Source organism: Micromonospora yongxingensis (assembly GCF_052601155.1).
Map to the genome: position 1 here is coordinate 75,590 of NZ_JBQXEO010000013.1, position 15,102 is coordinate 90,691.

16 protein-coding genes are annotated in these 15,102 nt (G+C 72.6%); 6 read left to right on the forward strand and 10 right to left on the reverse strand.

Annotated elements, in window-relative coordinates; translation table 11 throughout:
- Positions 1-19 precede the first annotated feature (19 nt).
- From ACTWLT_RS17470 to ACTWLT_RS17480, 3 genes are read right to left on the reverse strand one after another with little or no spacing between them, the layout of a single operon-like run.
- Positions 20-1,759 carry a multicopper oxidase family protein gene (locus tag ACTWLT_RS17470; protein WP_445319299.1) on the reverse strand — a complete coding sequence of 580 codons (1,740 nt, stop codon included), beginning with the start codon at positions 1,757-1,759 and terminating at the stop codon, positions 20-22.
- Positions 1,756-2,202, reverse strand: a complete 447-nt coding sequence (locus ACTWLT_RS17475) for a DUF6220 domain-containing protein (protein WP_445319300.1) — start codon at positions 2,200-2,202, stop codon at positions 1,756-1,758. The genes ACTWLT_RS17470 and ACTWLT_RS17475 overlap by 4 nt, the downstream gene beginning before the upstream one ends.
- Positions 2,203-2,211: 9 nt before the next feature.
- A complete protein-coding gene (locus tag ACTWLT_RS17480) occupies positions 2,212-3,198 on the reverse strand; it encodes a carboxymuconolactone decarboxylase family protein (protein ID WP_445319301.1) in 987 nt (328 codons plus the stop codon).
- Between the two features lie 144 nt (positions 3,199-3,342).
- Between ACTWLT_RS17480 and ACTWLT_RS17485 the strand changes: the two genes are divergently transcribed.
- Both ACTWLT_RS17485 and ACTWLT_RS17490 read left to right on the forward strand, forming a co-directional pair.
- Positions 3,343-4,473: a sensor histidine kinase gene (locus tag ACTWLT_RS17485; RefSeq protein ID WP_445319302.1), complete on the forward strand. Its 1,131-nt coding sequence runs from the start codon at positions 3,343-3,345 to the stop codon at positions 4,471-4,473.
- Entirely contained in the window at positions 4,470-5,132 is a 663-nt protein-coding gene (locus ACTWLT_RS17490) for a response regulator (protein ID WP_445319303.1), read from the forward strand. The genes ACTWLT_RS17485 and ACTWLT_RS17490 overlap by 4 nt, the downstream gene beginning before the upstream one ends.
- Here ACTWLT_RS17490 and ACTWLT_RS17495 read toward each other — a convergent pair.
- Complete coding sequence (locus tag ACTWLT_RS17495) at positions 5,113-6,204, reverse strand: LacI family DNA-binding transcriptional regulator (RefSeq protein WP_445319304.1); 1,092 nt, start codon at positions 6,202-6,204, stop codon at positions 5,113-5,115. The genes ACTWLT_RS17490 and ACTWLT_RS17495 overlap by 20 nt on opposite strands.
- Positions 6,205-6,253: 49 nt before the next feature.
- Here ACTWLT_RS17495 and ACTWLT_RS17500 point away from each other — a divergent pair, with 49 nt between their 5' ends.
- On the forward strand, positions 6,254-7,462 hold the full coding sequence (locus ACTWLT_RS17500; protein WP_445319305.1) for an MFS transporter: 1,209 nt from the start codon (positions 6,254-6,256) through the stop codon (positions 7,460-7,462).
- 96 nt (positions 7,463-7,558) lie between these two features.
- Here the strand turns inward: ACTWLT_RS17500 and ACTWLT_RS17505 are convergent, their stop codons facing one another.
- Both ACTWLT_RS17505 and ACTWLT_RS17510 read right to left on the reverse strand, forming a co-directional pair.
- Positions 7,559-8,221: a response regulator gene (locus ACTWLT_RS17505; RefSeq protein WP_252414141.1), complete on the reverse strand. Its 663-nt coding sequence runs from the start codon at positions 8,219-8,221 to the stop codon at positions 7,559-7,561.
- The gene (locus ACTWLT_RS17510; protein ID WP_445319306.1) at positions 8,218-9,348 is read right to left on the reverse strand and encodes a sensor histidine kinase; all 1,131 of its coding nucleotides are present in this window, start codon (positions 9,346-9,348) and stop codon (positions 8,218-8,220) included. The genes ACTWLT_RS17505 and ACTWLT_RS17510 overlap by 4 nt, the downstream gene beginning before the upstream one ends.
- 277 nt (positions 9,349-9,625) lie before the next feature.
- Between ACTWLT_RS17510 and ACTWLT_RS17515 the strand changes: the two genes are divergently transcribed.
- On the forward strand, positions 9,626-10,018 hold the full coding sequence (locus tag ACTWLT_RS17515) for a DUF6223 family protein (RefSeq protein ID WP_445319307.1): 393 nt from the start codon (positions 9,626-9,628) through the stop codon (positions 10,016-10,018).
- Between the two features lie 32 nt (positions 10,019-10,050).
- Here ACTWLT_RS17515 and ACTWLT_RS17520 read toward each other — a convergent pair whose 3' ends face one another.
- Positions 10,051-10,893: a hypothetical protein gene (locus ACTWLT_RS17520; RefSeq protein WP_445319308.1), complete on the reverse strand. Its 843-nt coding sequence runs from the start codon at positions 10,891-10,893 to the stop codon at positions 10,051-10,053.
- A 291-nt stretch (positions 10,894-11,184) separates the two neighbouring features.
- On the opposite strand from ACTWLT_RS17520, the gene ACTWLT_RS17525 reads away from it, so the two are divergent.
- Positions 11,185-11,997, forward strand: coding sequence for a SigB/SigF/SigG family RNA polymerase sigma factor (locus tag ACTWLT_RS17525; protein WP_445319309.1), 813 nt, complete (start codon positions 11,185-11,187; stop codon positions 11,995-11,997).
- A 45-nt stretch (positions 11,998-12,042) separates the two neighbouring features.
- Here ACTWLT_RS17525 and ACTWLT_RS17530 read toward each other — a convergent pair whose 3' ends face one another.
- The gene (locus ACTWLT_RS17530; RefSeq protein WP_445319310.1) at positions 12,043-13,062 is read right to left on the reverse strand and encodes an aldo/keto reductase; all 1,020 of its coding nucleotides are present in this window, start codon (positions 13,060-13,062) and stop codon (positions 12,043-12,045) included.
- A gap of 135 nt (positions 13,063-13,197) precedes the next feature.
- Between ACTWLT_RS17530 and ACTWLT_RS17535 the strand changes: the two genes are divergently transcribed.
- Entirely contained in the window at positions 13,198-13,809 is a 612-nt protein-coding gene (locus ACTWLT_RS17535; RefSeq protein WP_252414136.1) for a TetR/AcrR family transcriptional regulator, read from the forward strand.
- 30 nt (positions 13,810-13,839) lie between these two features.
- Here the strand turns inward: ACTWLT_RS17535 and ACTWLT_RS17540 are convergent, their stop codons facing one another.
- Both ACTWLT_RS17540 and ACTWLT_RS17545 read right to left on the reverse strand, forming a co-directional pair.
- The gene (locus ACTWLT_RS17540; RefSeq protein WP_252414135.1) at positions 13,840-14,766 is read right to left on the reverse strand and encodes a 5'-3' exonuclease; all 927 of its coding nucleotides are present in this window, start codon (positions 14,764-14,766) and stop codon (positions 13,840-13,842) included.
- Positions 14,767-14,824: 58 nt separating this feature from the next.
- Entirely contained in the window at positions 14,825-15,052 is a 228-nt protein-coding gene (locus ACTWLT_RS17545; RefSeq protein ID WP_252414134.1) for a hypothetical protein, read from the reverse strand.
- Positions 15,053-15,102: the final 50 nt, after the last annotated feature.

The following is a 15,102-nucleotide window of genomic DNA, read 5'->3' on the forward strand; positions in this document are numbered from 1 at the left end:
TCGGGGAACGCCCTCGGGATCAGGAATACATCAGGTGCAGCGTCATGCCGGCGTCGGCATGGGCCAGGTTGTGGCAGTGGTTGGCCCACATGCCGGGGTTGTCGGCCCGGAACGCCACCGTCCAGACCTCGCCGGGACGGACGTCGAACGAGTCCAGCCACAACGGACTCCCGGTCGCCGGTTTCCCGTTGCGGGACAGCACCAGGACGTGGTGTCCGTGCAGGTGCCACGGGTGCACGACCTGGGATCGGTTCACGATGGTGAACGCGACGACGTCGCCGAGCCCTACGACCTGGGGCGGGATGTCCGGGTCAGCGGCGCCGTTGACGGTGTGGGCGTACCGCGGAAGTAGTCCGGACAGGTCGAGGCCCCGATCGAGGACGAGAGTGAACTCCTTGTCGAACCGCGACCAGGGCACCGGAGAGCCGACGCCGTAGGTGAGCGGATCAAGCACCGGCCACGCGCCGGGCGTCGCCGGCACCACCCCGGTTGAGTAGACCGCACGTCCGTCGACGAACAGGGCCACCGGTGTGGTGGGCGCGGTGAACACCAGGTCGTAGCGTCCCCCGGCCGGGATCAACACGGCGGTGTCCACGAGCGAGGTCGGGCCCCGCAGGTCGGAGCCGTCGATCGCGGCGACCCGGAACGGGGTCCCGGCCAGGGCGTACCGGTGCGTCGTGCTGTCGGTGTTGATCAGCCGCAGCCGCACGGGTGTCCCCGCCTCGACCGGTTCCGTTCTCGGCGCGGGCAGCGGAAGGCCGTCCAGGGTGTGCACCGGCACCGTGACGTCGACGCCGGTAACCGGCGCCGGGCGCACCACCAGGACGCCGTAGAGGCCCTTCCGCACGCCGATGTCGGACACCGCGTGCGTGTGGTACCAGTAGGTCCCGGCTTGATCGGCGCGGAAGCGGTAGACGAACTCCTGCCCGGGCAGCACCGCCGCCTGCGTCACGCTGGGCACCCCGTCCTGGTCGTTCGGCACGTCGTACCCGTGCCAGTGCAGCGTGACGCCCCGCTCAATGTCCCGGTTGCGCAGCGTCACCTCAAGGACGTCGCCGACGGTGGCGGTCAGTTCCGGCCCGGGAACCTGCCCGTTGAACGCCCACGCCGCGACGTCCCGGCCGCTGACGTTCACCGTGGCGGTCCCGGCCGTCAGGGTGAACCGCCTGGTCGATTCACCCACGGTCCGCGCATCCCGATATTCACGATCATGGGGTACGGCGGGAGCGGCGCCCGGAGCGGCAGCCAGCCCGGTTCCGGTCACCAGCGCCGCCACCGCCACCACGACAGCCGTCCGGGACACCGTCCGGGATGGGCGCCGGCCGAGGACGCGCCACGACACCACGGTGGCCGCGACGACCCCGGCGACCGCGAGCAGCCCCGCGCCCGCCGACGCCGGATAGCCGTGCAGGACCGTGACGAGCAGGCCGCCGCTCACGGCGTACCCGGCGAAGAGGAGCGGGACCGCGACGGACCGGATGTCGCCCGGGGGCCGCAGCAGCCGTGGCCCGGCTGCGGCCACCGCCGCGAGCGACAGCGGCGCGGCGACCAGGACCTTCTCCGCCGCGAACCACCAGCCGGCGCGGGCCAGCGCGGTGATGGTGACCGCGCGCGCCAGCGTCGCGAGCAGAGCGAAGGAGGCCAGCCCCAACGCGAGGGGACGGCGCCGGGCGGCCGACGCGGCGCCGCCGCCCAGCCACCCGGCGGCCGCGAGGACCGCGATCACGAGGTCGGCCGCGAGCAGGGAGCCGGTCGTCATGCCGGCTCCCTGACGGTCGCCGGAGTGACGTCGGCCGGCGCCGGCTGGGCCAGCCTTCGCGCTCCCCGGCTGACGCCGACCACGACGTGCACCGCGATGATTCCGATGAGGGCGTGCAGTGCTCCGATGGTGAGGCCGAACGCGGTGGTGGCGCCCGCGGCGTCGGTGGATCCGTTCGCGAGAGCGGCGACGAGCACCTGCACGAGGACGAGGCCGAGCGGCAGGATCGCCAGTCCGACGAGCCGGCCCGGCGCCCTCGCCAGCACGGCGAGCAGGATGGTGAGCAGGGTCAGGACGGGGATCACCGCCATCCCGTTGACGCTGTGCAGGGCGTACGCGCCGTCGCCCGCGGGCTTGGTGAACGCGCCGACGGCGGCGAAGAGGAACTGCAGGGCGAATGAGACGAGCAGCAGAACGCTGACGATGACGAAGGCCTTGCGCATGGTGACCTCCTAGAGGTGAGCCGGGGCCAGTGCCCGGGCAACGTGATCGGTGGCCGCGATCGCGCCGTACGCGACCAGGCGCACGAGGTCGCCGTCGGTCGGGTGGGAGAGCCGCCAGAGCGCGACGTCGCCCGATCGGATCGCGTGGGGCGCGAACGCCGCCAGGAGCGCGATGCGCGTCCCGACGCGGTCCGTGCCGGGCAGGTCCCGGATCAGGTCGGCGGCCCACTCCGCGGGCCGGTCCGGGTGCCGTCCGTCCTCCCAGCGAACGGTCGCCGTGACGGTCTGGCGGGCCACGTCGCCCAGCAGCTCACCGCCTCGCAGGGCGGCGTCGCGCAGCGCCGCGTACGCGACGCCGACCGGGCTGTCCCCGGCCCAGGCCGGCGGAGTGGTGCGGGCGTCGAGAAGCGACAGACCGCGGCCCGGCTCCTTCGGCTCCCGGGCAGTCCTGGCGTAGAGACGACCTCCGACGGACCGCACCACGCGTGAGCGTTGCAGACCGGCGGGCAGCAGATCCGGGTCGAGGAGCGCCGAGACGACCCGGTTGATGAAGTGGAAGGCGAGCAGGGTGCCGGTGACCTCGGGGCGGTACGGGCTGGTCCAGGCGGCGGCCTTCGGGTTGCGGCTGGCCTCGGCCCAGCCGACGAGTTCGGCGTGTCCCGGCGCCGGTGGCGTTGCACCCGCGGCGATGGCCTCGGCCAGTTCGTGCTCGCTCAGCGCGTGCAGCAGCATCACGTGGGCGTCGACGCAGAACCGGCAGCGGTTGGCCCGCGACACCGCCGACGCGACGACCTCGCGGTCGACCCGGGACGCGTCCCCGGCGAGCAGGGCCTCGCGCATCAGCGCCCAGGTCGCGGCCAGCACCTCCGGCACGGCCGAGAGTGCCTGGAAGGTGGGCGCCGGCCCGAGGAACTCGTCGCGCAGTTGCCCGTAGACCTCCGCGGTGAGGCCGGTCGCGGCCTTCGGGGGAGGGGGAACGAAGAAGCGGTATGTCATGGACTCGATGCTTGCCTCGGCGGGCCGGGAAAGCGTCGTGCCGCCGCAGGCACTTGCCCCGCCGCCGATACCGCGCCCGCAGTACGCCTCATCTACTGCGCGCGCGGGACGCTTCCGCCACGACGGCCGTTCTACAGTTCGACCATGCGCCGCGACCTGCCGTACGCCCTCAGCGGCCTCACCCTCGGCGTCCTCCTGTTCGCCAACGCCGTGATCGCGCCGGACGCCGCACCGGTGCGGGCGGTCGACGTCGCCCTGCTCGTGGTCATGGCGGCGGCCGTGGCGGTGTGCCGGCGCCACCCGGTGGTGGCGTTGATCGCGGTGACCGCCGCCATGCTGGGCCTCCACCTCCGGGTGCACGCCGGGGTGGCCGCCGCGTTTCCCGTCCTCGGCGCGGTCTACGTGGCCGCCTGGCGGGGGCACCGGTTGGTCACCGCCCTGGCCAGCGTCGTCTTCCTCGGCGGTTTCCTGGCCCGCGACATCTCGGTCGCGCCCGCCGGACGGCCCGGTCAGCAGATCGTCGAGCGCAGCGCCCTGCTGCTGGGCTGGTTCGTGGCCGCGAACGTCGCCGGGCTCGTCGCCCGGCAGCGTCGGGCGTACCTGGAACAGGTCGAGCAGCGGGCGGTCGAGGCCGAACGCACCCGTGAGGAGATGGCGTTGCGCCGCGCCGGGGAGGAGCGCCTGCGCATCGCCCGGGATCTGCACGACTCACTGACCCACAGCATCTCCGTCATCAAGGTGCAGGCGGGGATCGCCCTGCACCTGGCCCGCAAGCACGGCGAGGAACCGTCGGCCACGCTGCTGGCGATCCAGGAGGCCAGCAGCGCCGCGATGCGGGAACTGCGGTCGACGCTGGACGTCCTGCGCTCGCCCTCCGCCGCGGACTGCGTCGGGTTGGCCCGGGTGGACGAGCTCGCCGAGCGGACCCGGGCGGCCGGCGTGCCGGTGCAGGTGACCGTCACGGGTGAGCGCCGCGACCTGCCCGCCGAGGTCGACCAGGCCGGGTACCGGGTCGTCCAGGAGGCCCTGACCAACGTAGCCCGCCACGCCGGCCCCGCCACGGCGCGGGTCACCGTCGAGTACGCCCCGGCGGAGCTGACCGTCTCGGTCACCGACGACGGCCAGGCGTCGTCGGTCCGGCCGGTGACACCCGGTGTGGGCCTGCGCGGTATGCGGGAGCGGGTCACCGGACTGGGCGGCGTGCTGAACGCCGCCGCCCGTGACGACGGCGGCTTCGCGGTACGAGCCCGGTTCCCGCTGGACGGCTCCGCATGATCCGCGTTCTGCTCGCCGACGACCAGGCTCTGATGCGGGCCGGATTCCGGGTACTGCTCGACGCCGAGGACGACCTGGAGGTCGTGGGGGAGGCCGCCGACGGCGCCGCGGCCGTCGACCTGTCGCGACGCCTACGGCCGGACGTCGTGCTCATGGACGTGCAGATGCCGGGACTCGACGGCATCGAAGCCACCCGCCGCATCGCCGCCGATCCCGACCTCGCCGCGGTTCGCGTCCTCGTCCTGACCAACTACGGGCTCGACTCCTACGTCTTCGCCACCCTCCGCGCGGGCGCGAGCGGGTTCCTCCTGAAGGACGCCGACCCCGCTGACCTGCTGCAGGCCGTCGCTGTCGTGGCTCGCGGGGACGCGCTGCTCGCACCGGTGGTCACGCGGGCGCTCATCAGTGAGTTCGTCGCCGGCCCGCCCCGGGCCGACCCGGCCGCCGGCCGCCCCGTGCTGACGGCCCGCGAACAGGAGATGGTCGAGCTCGTCGCCCGGGGGCTGAGCAACGACGAGATCGCCGCGCGCATGGTGATCAGCCCGTTGACCGCCAAGACACACGTCAACCGGGCCATGACGAAGCTGCACTGCCGTGACCGTGCCCAGTTGGTCGTGTGGGCGTACGAGTCGGGGTTGGTCACGCCGCGCCGTCGGTGACTCCGGTCGTGTTCGGACGGCGGGTGGTCGTGCGCGCCACGACGCGCCACTCGTGCCGCGCTGCGGCCCTGGTGGGGCGTCCGAGGGCGGCCCGGGCGCAGTGAGCGCCCTGCTCGCGCAGGGACTGTGCCAGGGTGGTCAGCCCGGCGGGTGCGGCCGTGTCGCTGTCGTCCCAGCCGGTCACGGCCAGGTCGTCGGGTACGCGCAGGCCGGCGCGTGCGGCGGCTCGCATGGCACCGAGGGCGAGTTCGTCACTCATCGCAGCGATGGCGTCCGGCGGGTCGCTGCCCTCCAGCAGCTCCGAGGCGAAGGTCTCGCCCTCGCTGATGTGGTTGACCGGGCAGACGGCCAGTCGCAGATCCGCGGCCGGATGGTCCGCGTGCGTCCAGGCGTCACGGAAGCCCTCCCACCGGTGGCGGGTCACCGGGAACCTCATGCCTACCGGTTCGTCGCCGGTGAGCAGGTGACGGGTGCGGCTCCGGTCGAGCGGAAAGCCGAGCACGAGCGGACGCCGGGCGCCGGCGAACGCCACCTGTCCGATCGCGGCGGCTGCGGCCCGGTCGTCGATGCCGATCACCGGCATCCCCCGTCCGTGCGGACCGGCGTGGACCACCGCGGGCAGGCCGGTGTCGGTGACGGCGTCCAGGACCGGATCGTCGTCGCTGGTGGTCCAGACCACGAAGCCGTCCACGGCTGCCTGCGCGACGCGCTGGGCGTCGGAGGGTGCGCCGGTGATCGGTACCAGGGTGAGTCCGACGCCCTCGGCGGCGCACACGTCGGAGACCCCCGCGAGGAAGCGCGCCGCCTGCGGATCGTCGAAGGCGTAGCTCAACCGCTCACCGAGCACGACGCCGAGCGAGCCCGCGCGCCCGCGACGCAGGGAGCGGGCGGCCGGGTGTGGCCCGGGATAGCCCAACTTGAGCGCTGCCGCGCGTACCTTCGCCGCAGCCTCGGCCGACACCCGCTCAGGTTGGGAGTACGCGTAGGAGACCGTCATCGGCGAGACGCCGGCGGCGAGAGCCACCTGGCGCATCGTCGGCCGCTGCTTCGGGTTGCCGGCGGGGCGGTTCATGGCCCAGACTCTACTTGTGTATCGATACACAGCGAGGCAGAGGCCGGCGATGGGCGATCCGAGCGCTGCCGGGGTGACCTCGGCCGATCCCTCCGAGCCGAAAGACGCCGACTCGTTCGTGCGGGACGCGCCGACCGTGCTCTCGTACGCCGCGGTGGGCTGCTACACGTTCTGGCTGTACGCCTTCGGGCCGGCGGTGAGCCTGTTGCGCGCGGAGGTGGGGTTCTCCTACACCCTGCTCGGCGTCTACTCGGTGTTGTGGTCGATGGGCGCGGCCCTGGCCGGCGCCGGGTTCGCGTGGGCGGCCCGCCGCCTGGCCAGGGACGTGCTGCTGTGGTCCTCCGCTCTGGCCACCGTCATCGGTGCGGCTCTGTTCACCCTTGGCCAGGGCGTCCCCGCCACCCTGCTCGGAGCCGGGGTGTTCGGCCTGGCCGGGACGACGCTGCTGACCGTGATCCAGGCGATCCTGTCCGACCGGCACGGTCGCCGACGGGACCGGGCGCTGACCGAGGCCAACATCGGCGCCGGCGCGTCCGCGGTGTTCGCCCCGCTGGTCCTCGGCGCGCTGGCGGCCAGCGTGGTGGGCTGGCGCGCCGCGTTCGCGTTGCCGGCCGCCGTCCTCGTGGTGCTCTACCTGCGCTACCGCCGTCAACCGCTGCCGGCGGCGCCTCAGCGCCACGCCACCCGGGGAGCCGGACGGTTGCCGGTGGCCTGCTGGCTGTTCGCCGTGCTGACCGCGGTCAGTTCGGCGGTCGAGTTCTGTCTGGTGTATTTCGGCCCTCAGATGCTCCTGCACACCGGCTTGTCCGCCGCCGCGGCCAGCACCGCGCTGAGCAGCAACTACCTCGGCATCCTGATCGGGCGTCTGCTCGGCGCGCGGCTCACCCGCCGTGCCGGCCGGAGCGTCGCCCTCCTGTACGCCTCCCTGGCGGTCACCGCTGCCAGCTTCGTCCTGTTCTGGCTGACCGATCAACCTGCCCTCGCGATCCTGGGGTTGTTCCTGTGTGGAGTCGGCATCGCGAACCTCTATCCGCTCGCACTCGCGCTCACCCTCGACGCCGCCGACGGTCGCGAGGACCGGGCCAACGCCCGCTCGCAGATGATCCTCGGCCTGGTCGCCGCCGCTTCCCCCTACCTGCTCGGCAGCCTGGCGGACCAGCACGGACTGGCCACCGCCTTCGCGCTGGAGCCGGTGCTGATCGGCATCTGCGTCCTGCTGCTGTGGGGCGGGCTTCGCGCCCGCCGCGCCACCGCCTAGACGAGCGCCTCGCCACGGATCACCCCGAAAGCTCCAGTCGGGCATCCGCGTCCGTCGGGATGAGCGCCGCCGGTCGTTGGCCGAGCTTCCCGGCTTTCAGCGGTTGCGCGGGGTCACCAGACCGGATTCGTAGGCGAGGACCACGAGTTGGGCGCGGTCACGGGCGTGGAGTTTCGTCATCGCCCGGTTGATGTGGGTCTTGGCGGTCAGCGGGCTGATCACCAGGCGTTCGGCGATCTGGTCATTGGACAGGCCCTGTGCGAGCAGGGCCACCGTCTCGCGTTCGCGATTGGTCAGCCCGTGCAGGGTCCTCTCCGAAACCGCGTGCAGCGGCGCGGTGACGTACCGGTCGATCAGCTTGCGGGTGATCGACGGCGCGAGGAGGGCGTCACCGCGCGCGGCGACGCGGATGGCGTGCAGGAAGTCTTCGGGCTCGATGTCCTTGACGAGGAACCCGGCGGCGCCGGCGCGCAGCGCGTGGAAGACGTGTTCGTCGAGGCCGTAGTTGGTCAGGATGACGACGTGCACCCGCGCCAGGGCCGGGTCGGCGGCGATGCGCCGGGTCGCCTCGATGCCGTCCAGGACGGGCATCTGGATGTCGACGAGCGCGATGTCGGGCAGGTGCTTCCTGGCGAGAGCCAGGCCCTCCGCACCGTCGGCGGCCTCGGCCACCACCTCGATGTCGTCCTCGACGTCGAGGAGCGCGCGGAAACCGCTGCGCAGGAGCGGCTGGTCGTCGACCAGCAGGACGCGGATCATGCCGTCCGGCTCACGGGGAGTTCGGCGTGGACGCTGAAGCCGCCCTCGTCGCGTGGTTCCGCGCGGAGGCGACCGCCGAGGGCGGTGACGCGTTCGCGCATTCCGAGCAGCCCGACGCCGGGCATCGGGGCGGTGTCCGGGGTGGCACTGCCGTCGTCGTCGACCCGGATCGCCAGGGTGTCCGGGCGGTAGTCGATGCGGACCGAGGCCGAGGCGGCGGCGGCGTGACGCGCGATGTTGGTCAGCGACTCCTGAACGATCCGGTAGGCGGTCCGGTCCACCGCGGCGGGCACCTCGGGTCGTTGTCCTTCGATCGTCAACGTCGCGTCCAGGCCGGTCATCCGGGCGCGTTGCACCAGGTCCGGGAGTTGGTCGAGCCCGTGCGGCGGTGCCCTGCCGTCGTCGCGCAGCGTCTCCAGGGTCGCCCGTAGCTCGCGGGTCGCCTCACGGCCGGCCTCCCGGATCGCCAGCAGGGCCTCCGGCACCTGCTCACCGCGCTTGCGCGCCAGGTGGACGGCGACCTCGGCCTGCACCTTGATGATCGAGATCTGGTGGGTGAGCGAGTCGTGCAGCTCCCGCGCGATGTGCAGTCGCTCCTCGTCGGCGCGGCGTCGCGCGGTCTCCTCCCGCGTGCGCTCGGCTTCGTCCGCCCGCCGCTCGGCCTGCCGCAGCGCTTCACCCGCGGCGCCGGCGGCGACCAGCCAGGCCAGTTCCAGGGCGCCCCGGGCACGCGCGAGCGCCTCGGTCACGGACATCTCCTGTGGCAGGGCGAGGGCCGCGAGGGGGAGAGCGGCCAGCATCAGCACGGCCGCCACCACCGTGACGACGCGGTGGCCCGCCCGCACGGCGGCGTACACGGCGAACAGGAACGCGACGGCGGGCACGTCGAAGCCGACCGCCTGGTAGCCCACCGCGCACAGCCCGGTGACGGCCAGGACGGGTACGGGAGCCCGGCGGCGCGCGGCCAGGGCCAGGCCACCGGCGACCAGCAGCGCGTAGCCGAGCAGGTCGGTGTTCGTGGCGGGGTGGTCCTCGGACAGCCCGGCGATCAGCAGCACCGCCGCCACGCAGACGGCGACGGCCCAGTCTCTGACACCGCCCCGAACAGCGGGCCGTCCTGTGCTCATGGGCGCACCTTAGCCCGATGTCACCGTGGGGCGACTCCTGCTGGCGGACGAGCTGTCGCCTACCGCGAACGCAGTACCTTCGCGGCGTCTGCGGCGTCCGCAGCAGCGGGATGCGTCAGCGGCGGCAGCGCGAACTGCCTGCGGCTGCGGGACGACGCGCGGTGCGACCGGCGACAGGATCAGGGCGACATCCCGAACCTCGGAAGCCAGACGTACGAAAGGGGAGCGGACCATGAGCTCACCGGTAGCCCTCAGGTCAGTCCGACGTGTGCTCGCCGTGACCGGAGCCGTCCTGATCGGAGGCCTCGGGATCGCCGCCCCGGCGGCCGCGCAGGTGTCGACCCAGCCGGCCGCCGCCAGTGTCACCACCATGAGCGCCGGTCGACTCGGGGCGAGCGTGGGCGGGCTGCTGGGGCTGGTCGGCGTGATCATCGGCGGGCTGGCGCTGGCCCGCCCCGGCGGTCGGCTCGGCACCGGGCACCTCGGGGCCTTCGTGGCCCTGGCGGCGGGGCTGATCGCCATGGCCCTCGGCGGGCTGGTCGTGGTCACCTCCGACAGCGGCATCGGCACCGGCAACGGGCGCGGCGGAGCGTACGTGGCCCTGGTGGTGGGGCTGATCGCCCTGGTCGTCGGCGGGCTGGCTCTGGCCCGGCCCCGCCGCGCCGACTGACCGCCGCATCGCTGACCCGGCAGCGAGCCGGGTCAGCGATGCCCCCGGGAGGAGTGACGACGCGGCAGGTGGGTGCAGTGCACAACTGTGGCGTCGTCAGGAACCCGGGCGTCGGCGGCCACGGGGTCGCGGGCTTCGGCCTGCCGGACGCGGCGGATGACCTCGGCCGGTCCGTCCGTGCCGAGCAGGCCGAGCACGCCCGGCCAGTCGGTCAGGCCGTACGGGCTGACGATGCGGCTGGCCCCGTTGCTGAGCAGCGCGAGGCTGGCCAGGCCGTCGAGGGATTGGCTGCCGCGCACCGCCTCCTCCGCGGCCCGCGGATCATCCTTGGCGATCCAGTAGCCGCCCGGTTGGTTGCGTCGGGACCGCATCGCCTGGACGCAGGACTCTCGGATGCGGTCGTACTCCGGCGTGCCCGTCGCAACGCCCTCCAGCGGTGCCGAGCAGAGGCGCCTGCTGGCGACCTCACGCTCGTCGGTGATGACCTGCGGGCCGTCCCCGGCCAGGTCGAGGACGAGGAAGGAGTCCGCGAGCAGGAGATGATCCAGGCGGCCCTGGTGGGCGCGGACGATCGCCACGGTCGCCTGCGGGCTGCTGGGGTCGCTGAGGTCGCAGGTGCTGCGGTGGTCGGCCGCTGTCTCGCTGATCGCGTCGGCGAGGATCGCCGCAAGGTCCCGCCCGTCGTCCCGCGACAGCCGGCCGAGCAGCGCGCCGCCGAGACGGTGCGTGTACCAGGTGACACCGTGGGAGCAGATGGACTCGGTGCCCGGGATGCCCGCGCCGTCCAGCAGCACAGCGGCGCCGGGAACAGCGCCGGCGAAGTCCTCGTTCGGTCGGCCGGTCTTACCCGCGCTGGTGGCCATGCTGACCTGCACTCGTGGGCTCCTCAGCCGTGGATGGCGGGGATGACGATCATGTGCATCCAAAACGGAACTGACGTTCTCGCCCGGCTTGCTGTGTCCATTGTGATGACCTGCGACCACGAACCGTATGACGTAGCTGGGACTCCCGCACCGCCCGTGATGCGGCTCGCGACATGTCAGAGCAGAGGCCAGTGACACATCGGCCTTTCGGTTAGGTTTCAGCAGACCTTTGGTCTACCGTCTGTTCAGACGGTCGGCGCCGGAGAGACGGAGTGCCACCGGTCGCGATGCGGAGGAACCAGCATGATCACCACCACCGACCGGCCCACCCCGACGAGCGCTCGCATCAACCACGACGCGTCGACCGACTCACCCGCCACGAAGCTGCTCCTCGCAATGGCGGCGTTGCCCGCCGACGATCCGTCACGTGCCGCGCTCCGGGATCGGGCCATCGAAGCGTGGCTGCCGCTGGCCACCCACCTCGCCCGGCGATACAGCGGGCGAGGCGAGCCGACCGGGGACCTCACGCAGACCGCGGCGTTGGGCCTGATCAAGGCGGTCGACAAGTTCGACCCATCCCGTGGCGTCGACTTCGCCGGTTACGCCATCCCCACCATCGTCGGGGAACTCAAGCGCCACTTCCGGGACCGCACGTGGGACATCCGGGTGCCCCGCCGGCTGCAGGAGCTGCGGCTGGCGATCTCGGACGCCAACAGCACGCTGCTGCAGACGTTGGGTCGTTCGCCGACGGTCGCCGACATCGCCGCCCACCTCAAGCTCACCGAGGAAGAGGTCCTGGAAGGACTGGAAGGTGCGCGGGCGTACAACGCGGTGTCGCTGTCGACCCCGGTCGGCGACGGCGAGCGGGCCACCGAACTGGGCGAGATGCTGGGCGGCGAGGACGCCGAGTTCGCCATCGCTGAGCTGCGGGTGGCGCTCGGCCCGGCGCTGGCCACGCTCGACGAGCGTGAGCAGAAGATTCTCACCCTGCGCTTCTACGGCAACCAGACGCAGAGCGAAATCGCTGCACAGGTCGGCGTCTCGCAGATGCACGTCTCCCGCCTGCTGGCCCGCGCGCTGGCCAAGCTGCGGACCACGCTGGTCGACGCCTACTGACCACCACCCATCTCGCCGGTCACCAGCGCAGCCCGCGCCACGCGATCAGCGACGCCGCTGCGCAGGGTCGAGCAGGGCGGGCGGCGTGTCGAACTTCTCGTGTGCGGCGAGGTCGACGCCGGGAGCGACGATCGTGTCGATGGCGTCGAGCACGTCGGCGGAGAGCACGGTGTCCGCGGCGGCGAGCTGCGAGTGCAGATGGTCTATCGTGCGGGGGCCGATGATCGCGCTGGTCACGGCGGGGTGTGCGGTGACGAAGCCGAGCGCGAGCTGGATCATCGTCAGGCCGGCCCCGTCGGCGATCTTCGCGAGCTGCTCGACGGCCTCGAGTCGGGCCCGGTTGGAGGGCATCGTGGTGTCGAACCGTTGCGGCATGAATGTCGAGCGGCTGGTGGTGATGTCCTGGCCCGCGCGGACGGCACCGGACAGCCAGCCCGAGGCCAACGGGCTCCACGCCAGGACGCCGAGCCCGTACTGCTGCGTCACGGGCAGGACGTGGGTCTCGATCCCGCGCTGCAGGATCGAGTAGCTGGGCTGTTCGGTGACGTAACGGCTCAGGTGGTGCTCCCGGGCGGCCCACTCGGCCTGCACGATGCGGTACGCGGGGAACGTCGAGGAGCCGAAGTAGCGGATCTTCCCGGCCCGCTGAAGGTCGGTCAGCGCCGAGAGGGTCTCCTCGTCGCTGGTCCTCGGGTCCCAGCGGTGGATCTGGTAGAGATCGACATGGTCGACGCCCAGACGGCGGAGGCTGTCGTCCAGGGCGGTGACCAACCACCGTCGGGAACTGCCCTGATGGTTGCGTTCGTCGCCCATGGGCATGGTCGCCTTCGTGGCCAGCACGATGTCGTCGCGGCGGCCGGCGATGGCCCTGCCGACCATCTCCTCCGACTCGCCCTGGCTGTACATGTCGGCGGTGTCGATGAGGTTGATCCCGCCCTCCAGGGCGGTGTCGACCATGGCGGTGACCTCGTCCTGGGTGGTACGGCCCAGGCTGCCGAAGTTCATGGCGCCGAGCACGAGGGTGCTGACCTGCACACCGGTGCGGCCCAAGGTGCGGTACTGCATGAGTTGTTCCTCCTGAGGGGCGGCTGGGTTCCGCTCGCCCGTTCTGGCATCATGGGCAAGCGGAACAGTGTTCCGTTAACCAATATACGGAACACTGTTCCGTTTGCCAAGCGGAGTGACGGAGGTGGTGAGGCCGTGGTCGACACCGACGGCGGGTCAGGGTCGCCAGCCCCCCGGAAGCGCGCCGACGCCAGGCGCAACCAGGAGACACTGCTGGACGCTGCCGCCGCGGCGTTCATCGCCTCCGGCGTCGATGCCCCGGTGCGCGACATCGCGGCCCGGGCCGGCGTCGGCGTGGGCACGATCTACCGGCACTTCCCGACGCGCGCCGACCTCATCGTCGCCGTCTACCGACACCAGGTGGAGGCATGCGCCGCGGCCGGCCCGACGCTGTTGGCGAGCAGCGGAACCCCGCACGCCGCCCTGGCGCGGTGGATCGACCTCTTCGTCGACTTCCTGGTCACCAAGCACGGCCTCGCCGAGGCGTTGCAGTCCGACGATGCCGCCTTCCAGACCCTGCACGCCTACTTCATCGACCGCCTCGTGCCCGTGTGCGCCCAACTGCTCGACGCCGCTGCAAGAGCGGGCGAGATCCGCCGCGACGTGCAGGCATACGAGTTGCTGCGCGGCGTCGGCAACCTGTGCATCGGTGCGGACAACAACCCCCGCTACGACGCGCGACGCATGGTCGAACTCGTCATCGCAGGACTGCGCGTCCACCAGGGAGGGTCGGCCGCGACATCGTGACGTGCCCGGCGGTCACCGGACCGTCGGTGGTCAGGCGTCGGCGCGGGCGGCGAGGGCGTCCACCAGGCGGCGGGCCGAGCCGGCCAGGTTCCACGTCGAGGCCAGCTCGAGCAGGCGGTCCGGGTCGACGGGCGCCGTCGGCAGCGCGGTGGGCAGCTCGGGCAGGGGGACGTCCAGCGCGACCCGGACCACCGTCGGCGCGACGGCCAGGTAGTCGCGGGCGGCCGCCAGCTTGGCGCGCAGGCCCGGCGCGAAGGACGAGTCCGAGTCGTCGAGGGCGGCCAGGATGCCGGCGATGTTCCCGTACCGCTCGATGAGCCGGGCGGCGGTCTTCTCGCCGACGCCCGGCACCCCGGGCAGGCCGTCGCTGGGGTCGCCGCGCAGCGCGGCGAAGTCGGCGTACCGGTCGGCCGGCACACCGTAGCGGGCACGCACCGCCGCGTCGTCGCAGTCGTCGAGCTTTGCCACGCCGCGCCCGACGTAGAGCAGCCGGACCGGCCGGGCGTCGTCGATGAGCTGGAACAGGTCCCGGTCGCCGGAGACCACCTCCACCGGGCCCGGCTGGGTCACCGACAGCGTGCCCAGCACGTCGTCGGCCTCGTAGCCGGCCGCCCCGACCACGGTGATGCCGACGGCGGCCAGCACCTCCAGGATCATCGGCACCTGCGGGGAGAGCGTGTCCGGTACGACCTCGCCGCCCTGCGGAGCCACCCGGTGCGCCTTGTACGACGGCAGCAGGTCGACCCGCCACGCCGGGCGCCAGTCGTAGTCCATGGCGCAGACCATCCGGTCCGCACCGCGCCCGCGGATCAGCGTGGCGAGCATGTCGAGGAAACCACGGACCGCGTTGACCGGGGTGCCGTCCTCGGCCGAGGCGGCCGACTCGGGGATGCCGAAGTATGCGCGGAAATAGAGGCTGGGTGCGTCGATCAGCAGGATCGGGGATCGGTGTGCCACGCCCGACAGCCTGGCACAGCCCTCCGACGATCGGGGGTACGCCCGGCCGCCGGTGGTGTCAGCGCCGCTCGCCGCGCCGGTAGAGGGTCTCCCGCCGGGCCAGGTACTGCACGACGTAGCTCGCCACCAGCAGCAGGATCGCCACCACCACCTCGACCCAGGCCGCGACGCCGTCGGCCACGGTGAGGCCGATGACCAGCAGAACCAGGCCGACAAGCGCGAGGACCCCGGCCCACAGCTGCCGGCGACGGCGGGTCGCCGCCGGGTTCGCCTCGTTCGGTGCCACGTCGGTCCTCCCGGTCGGGGTGCCCGCGCGGGCACTCCGATCCAGGCTAT

What these genes read in the sequence shown, in the direction of transcription:
- ACTWLT_RS17470 (WP_445319299.1), bottom strand. Translation starts at nt 1,759, where the DNA reads ATGACGACCGGCTCCCTGCTCGCGGCCGACCTCGTGATCGCGGTCCTC.
- ACTWLT_RS17475 (WP_445319300.1), bottom strand. Translation starts at nt 2,202, where the DNA reads ATGCGCAAGGCCTTCGTCATCGTCAGCGTTCTGCTGCTCGTCTCATTC.
- ACTWLT_RS17480 (WP_445319301.1), bottom strand. Translation starts at nt 3,198, where the DNA reads ATGACATACCGCTTCTTCGTTCCCCCTCCCCCGAAGGCCGCGACCGGC.
- ACTWLT_RS17485 (WP_445319302.1), top strand. Translation starts at nt 3,343, where the DNA reads ATGCGCCGCGACCTGCCGTACGCCCTCAGCGGCCTCACCCTCGGCGTC.
- ACTWLT_RS17490 (WP_445319303.1), top strand. Translation starts at nt 4,470, where the DNA reads ATGATCCGCGTTCTGCTCGCCGACGACCAGGCTCTGATGCGGGCCGGA.
- ACTWLT_RS17495 (WP_445319304.1), bottom strand. Translation starts at nt 6,204, where the DNA reads ATGAACCGCCCCGCCGGCAACCCGAAGCAGCGGCCGACGATGCGCCAG.
- ACTWLT_RS17500 (WP_445319305.1), top strand. Translation starts at nt 6,254, where the DNA reads ATGGGCGATCCGAGCGCTGCCGGGGTGACCTCGGCCGATCCCTCCGAG.
- ACTWLT_RS17505 (WP_252414141.1), bottom strand. Translation starts at nt 8,221, where the DNA reads ATGATCCGCGTCCTGCTGGTCGACGACCAGCCGCTCCTGCGCAGCGGT.
- ACTWLT_RS17510 (WP_445319306.1), bottom strand. Translation starts at nt 9,348, where the DNA reads ATGAGCACAGGACGGCCCGCTGTTCGGGGCGGTGTCAGAGACTGGGCC.
- ACTWLT_RS17525 (WP_445319309.1), top strand. Translation starts at nt 11,185, where the DNA reads ATGATCACCACCACCGACCGGCCCACCCCGACGAGCGCTCGCATCAAC.
- ACTWLT_RS17530 (WP_445319310.1), bottom strand. Translation starts at nt 13,062, where the DNA reads ATGCAGTACCGCACCTTGGGCCGCACCGGTGTGCAGGTCAGCACCCTC.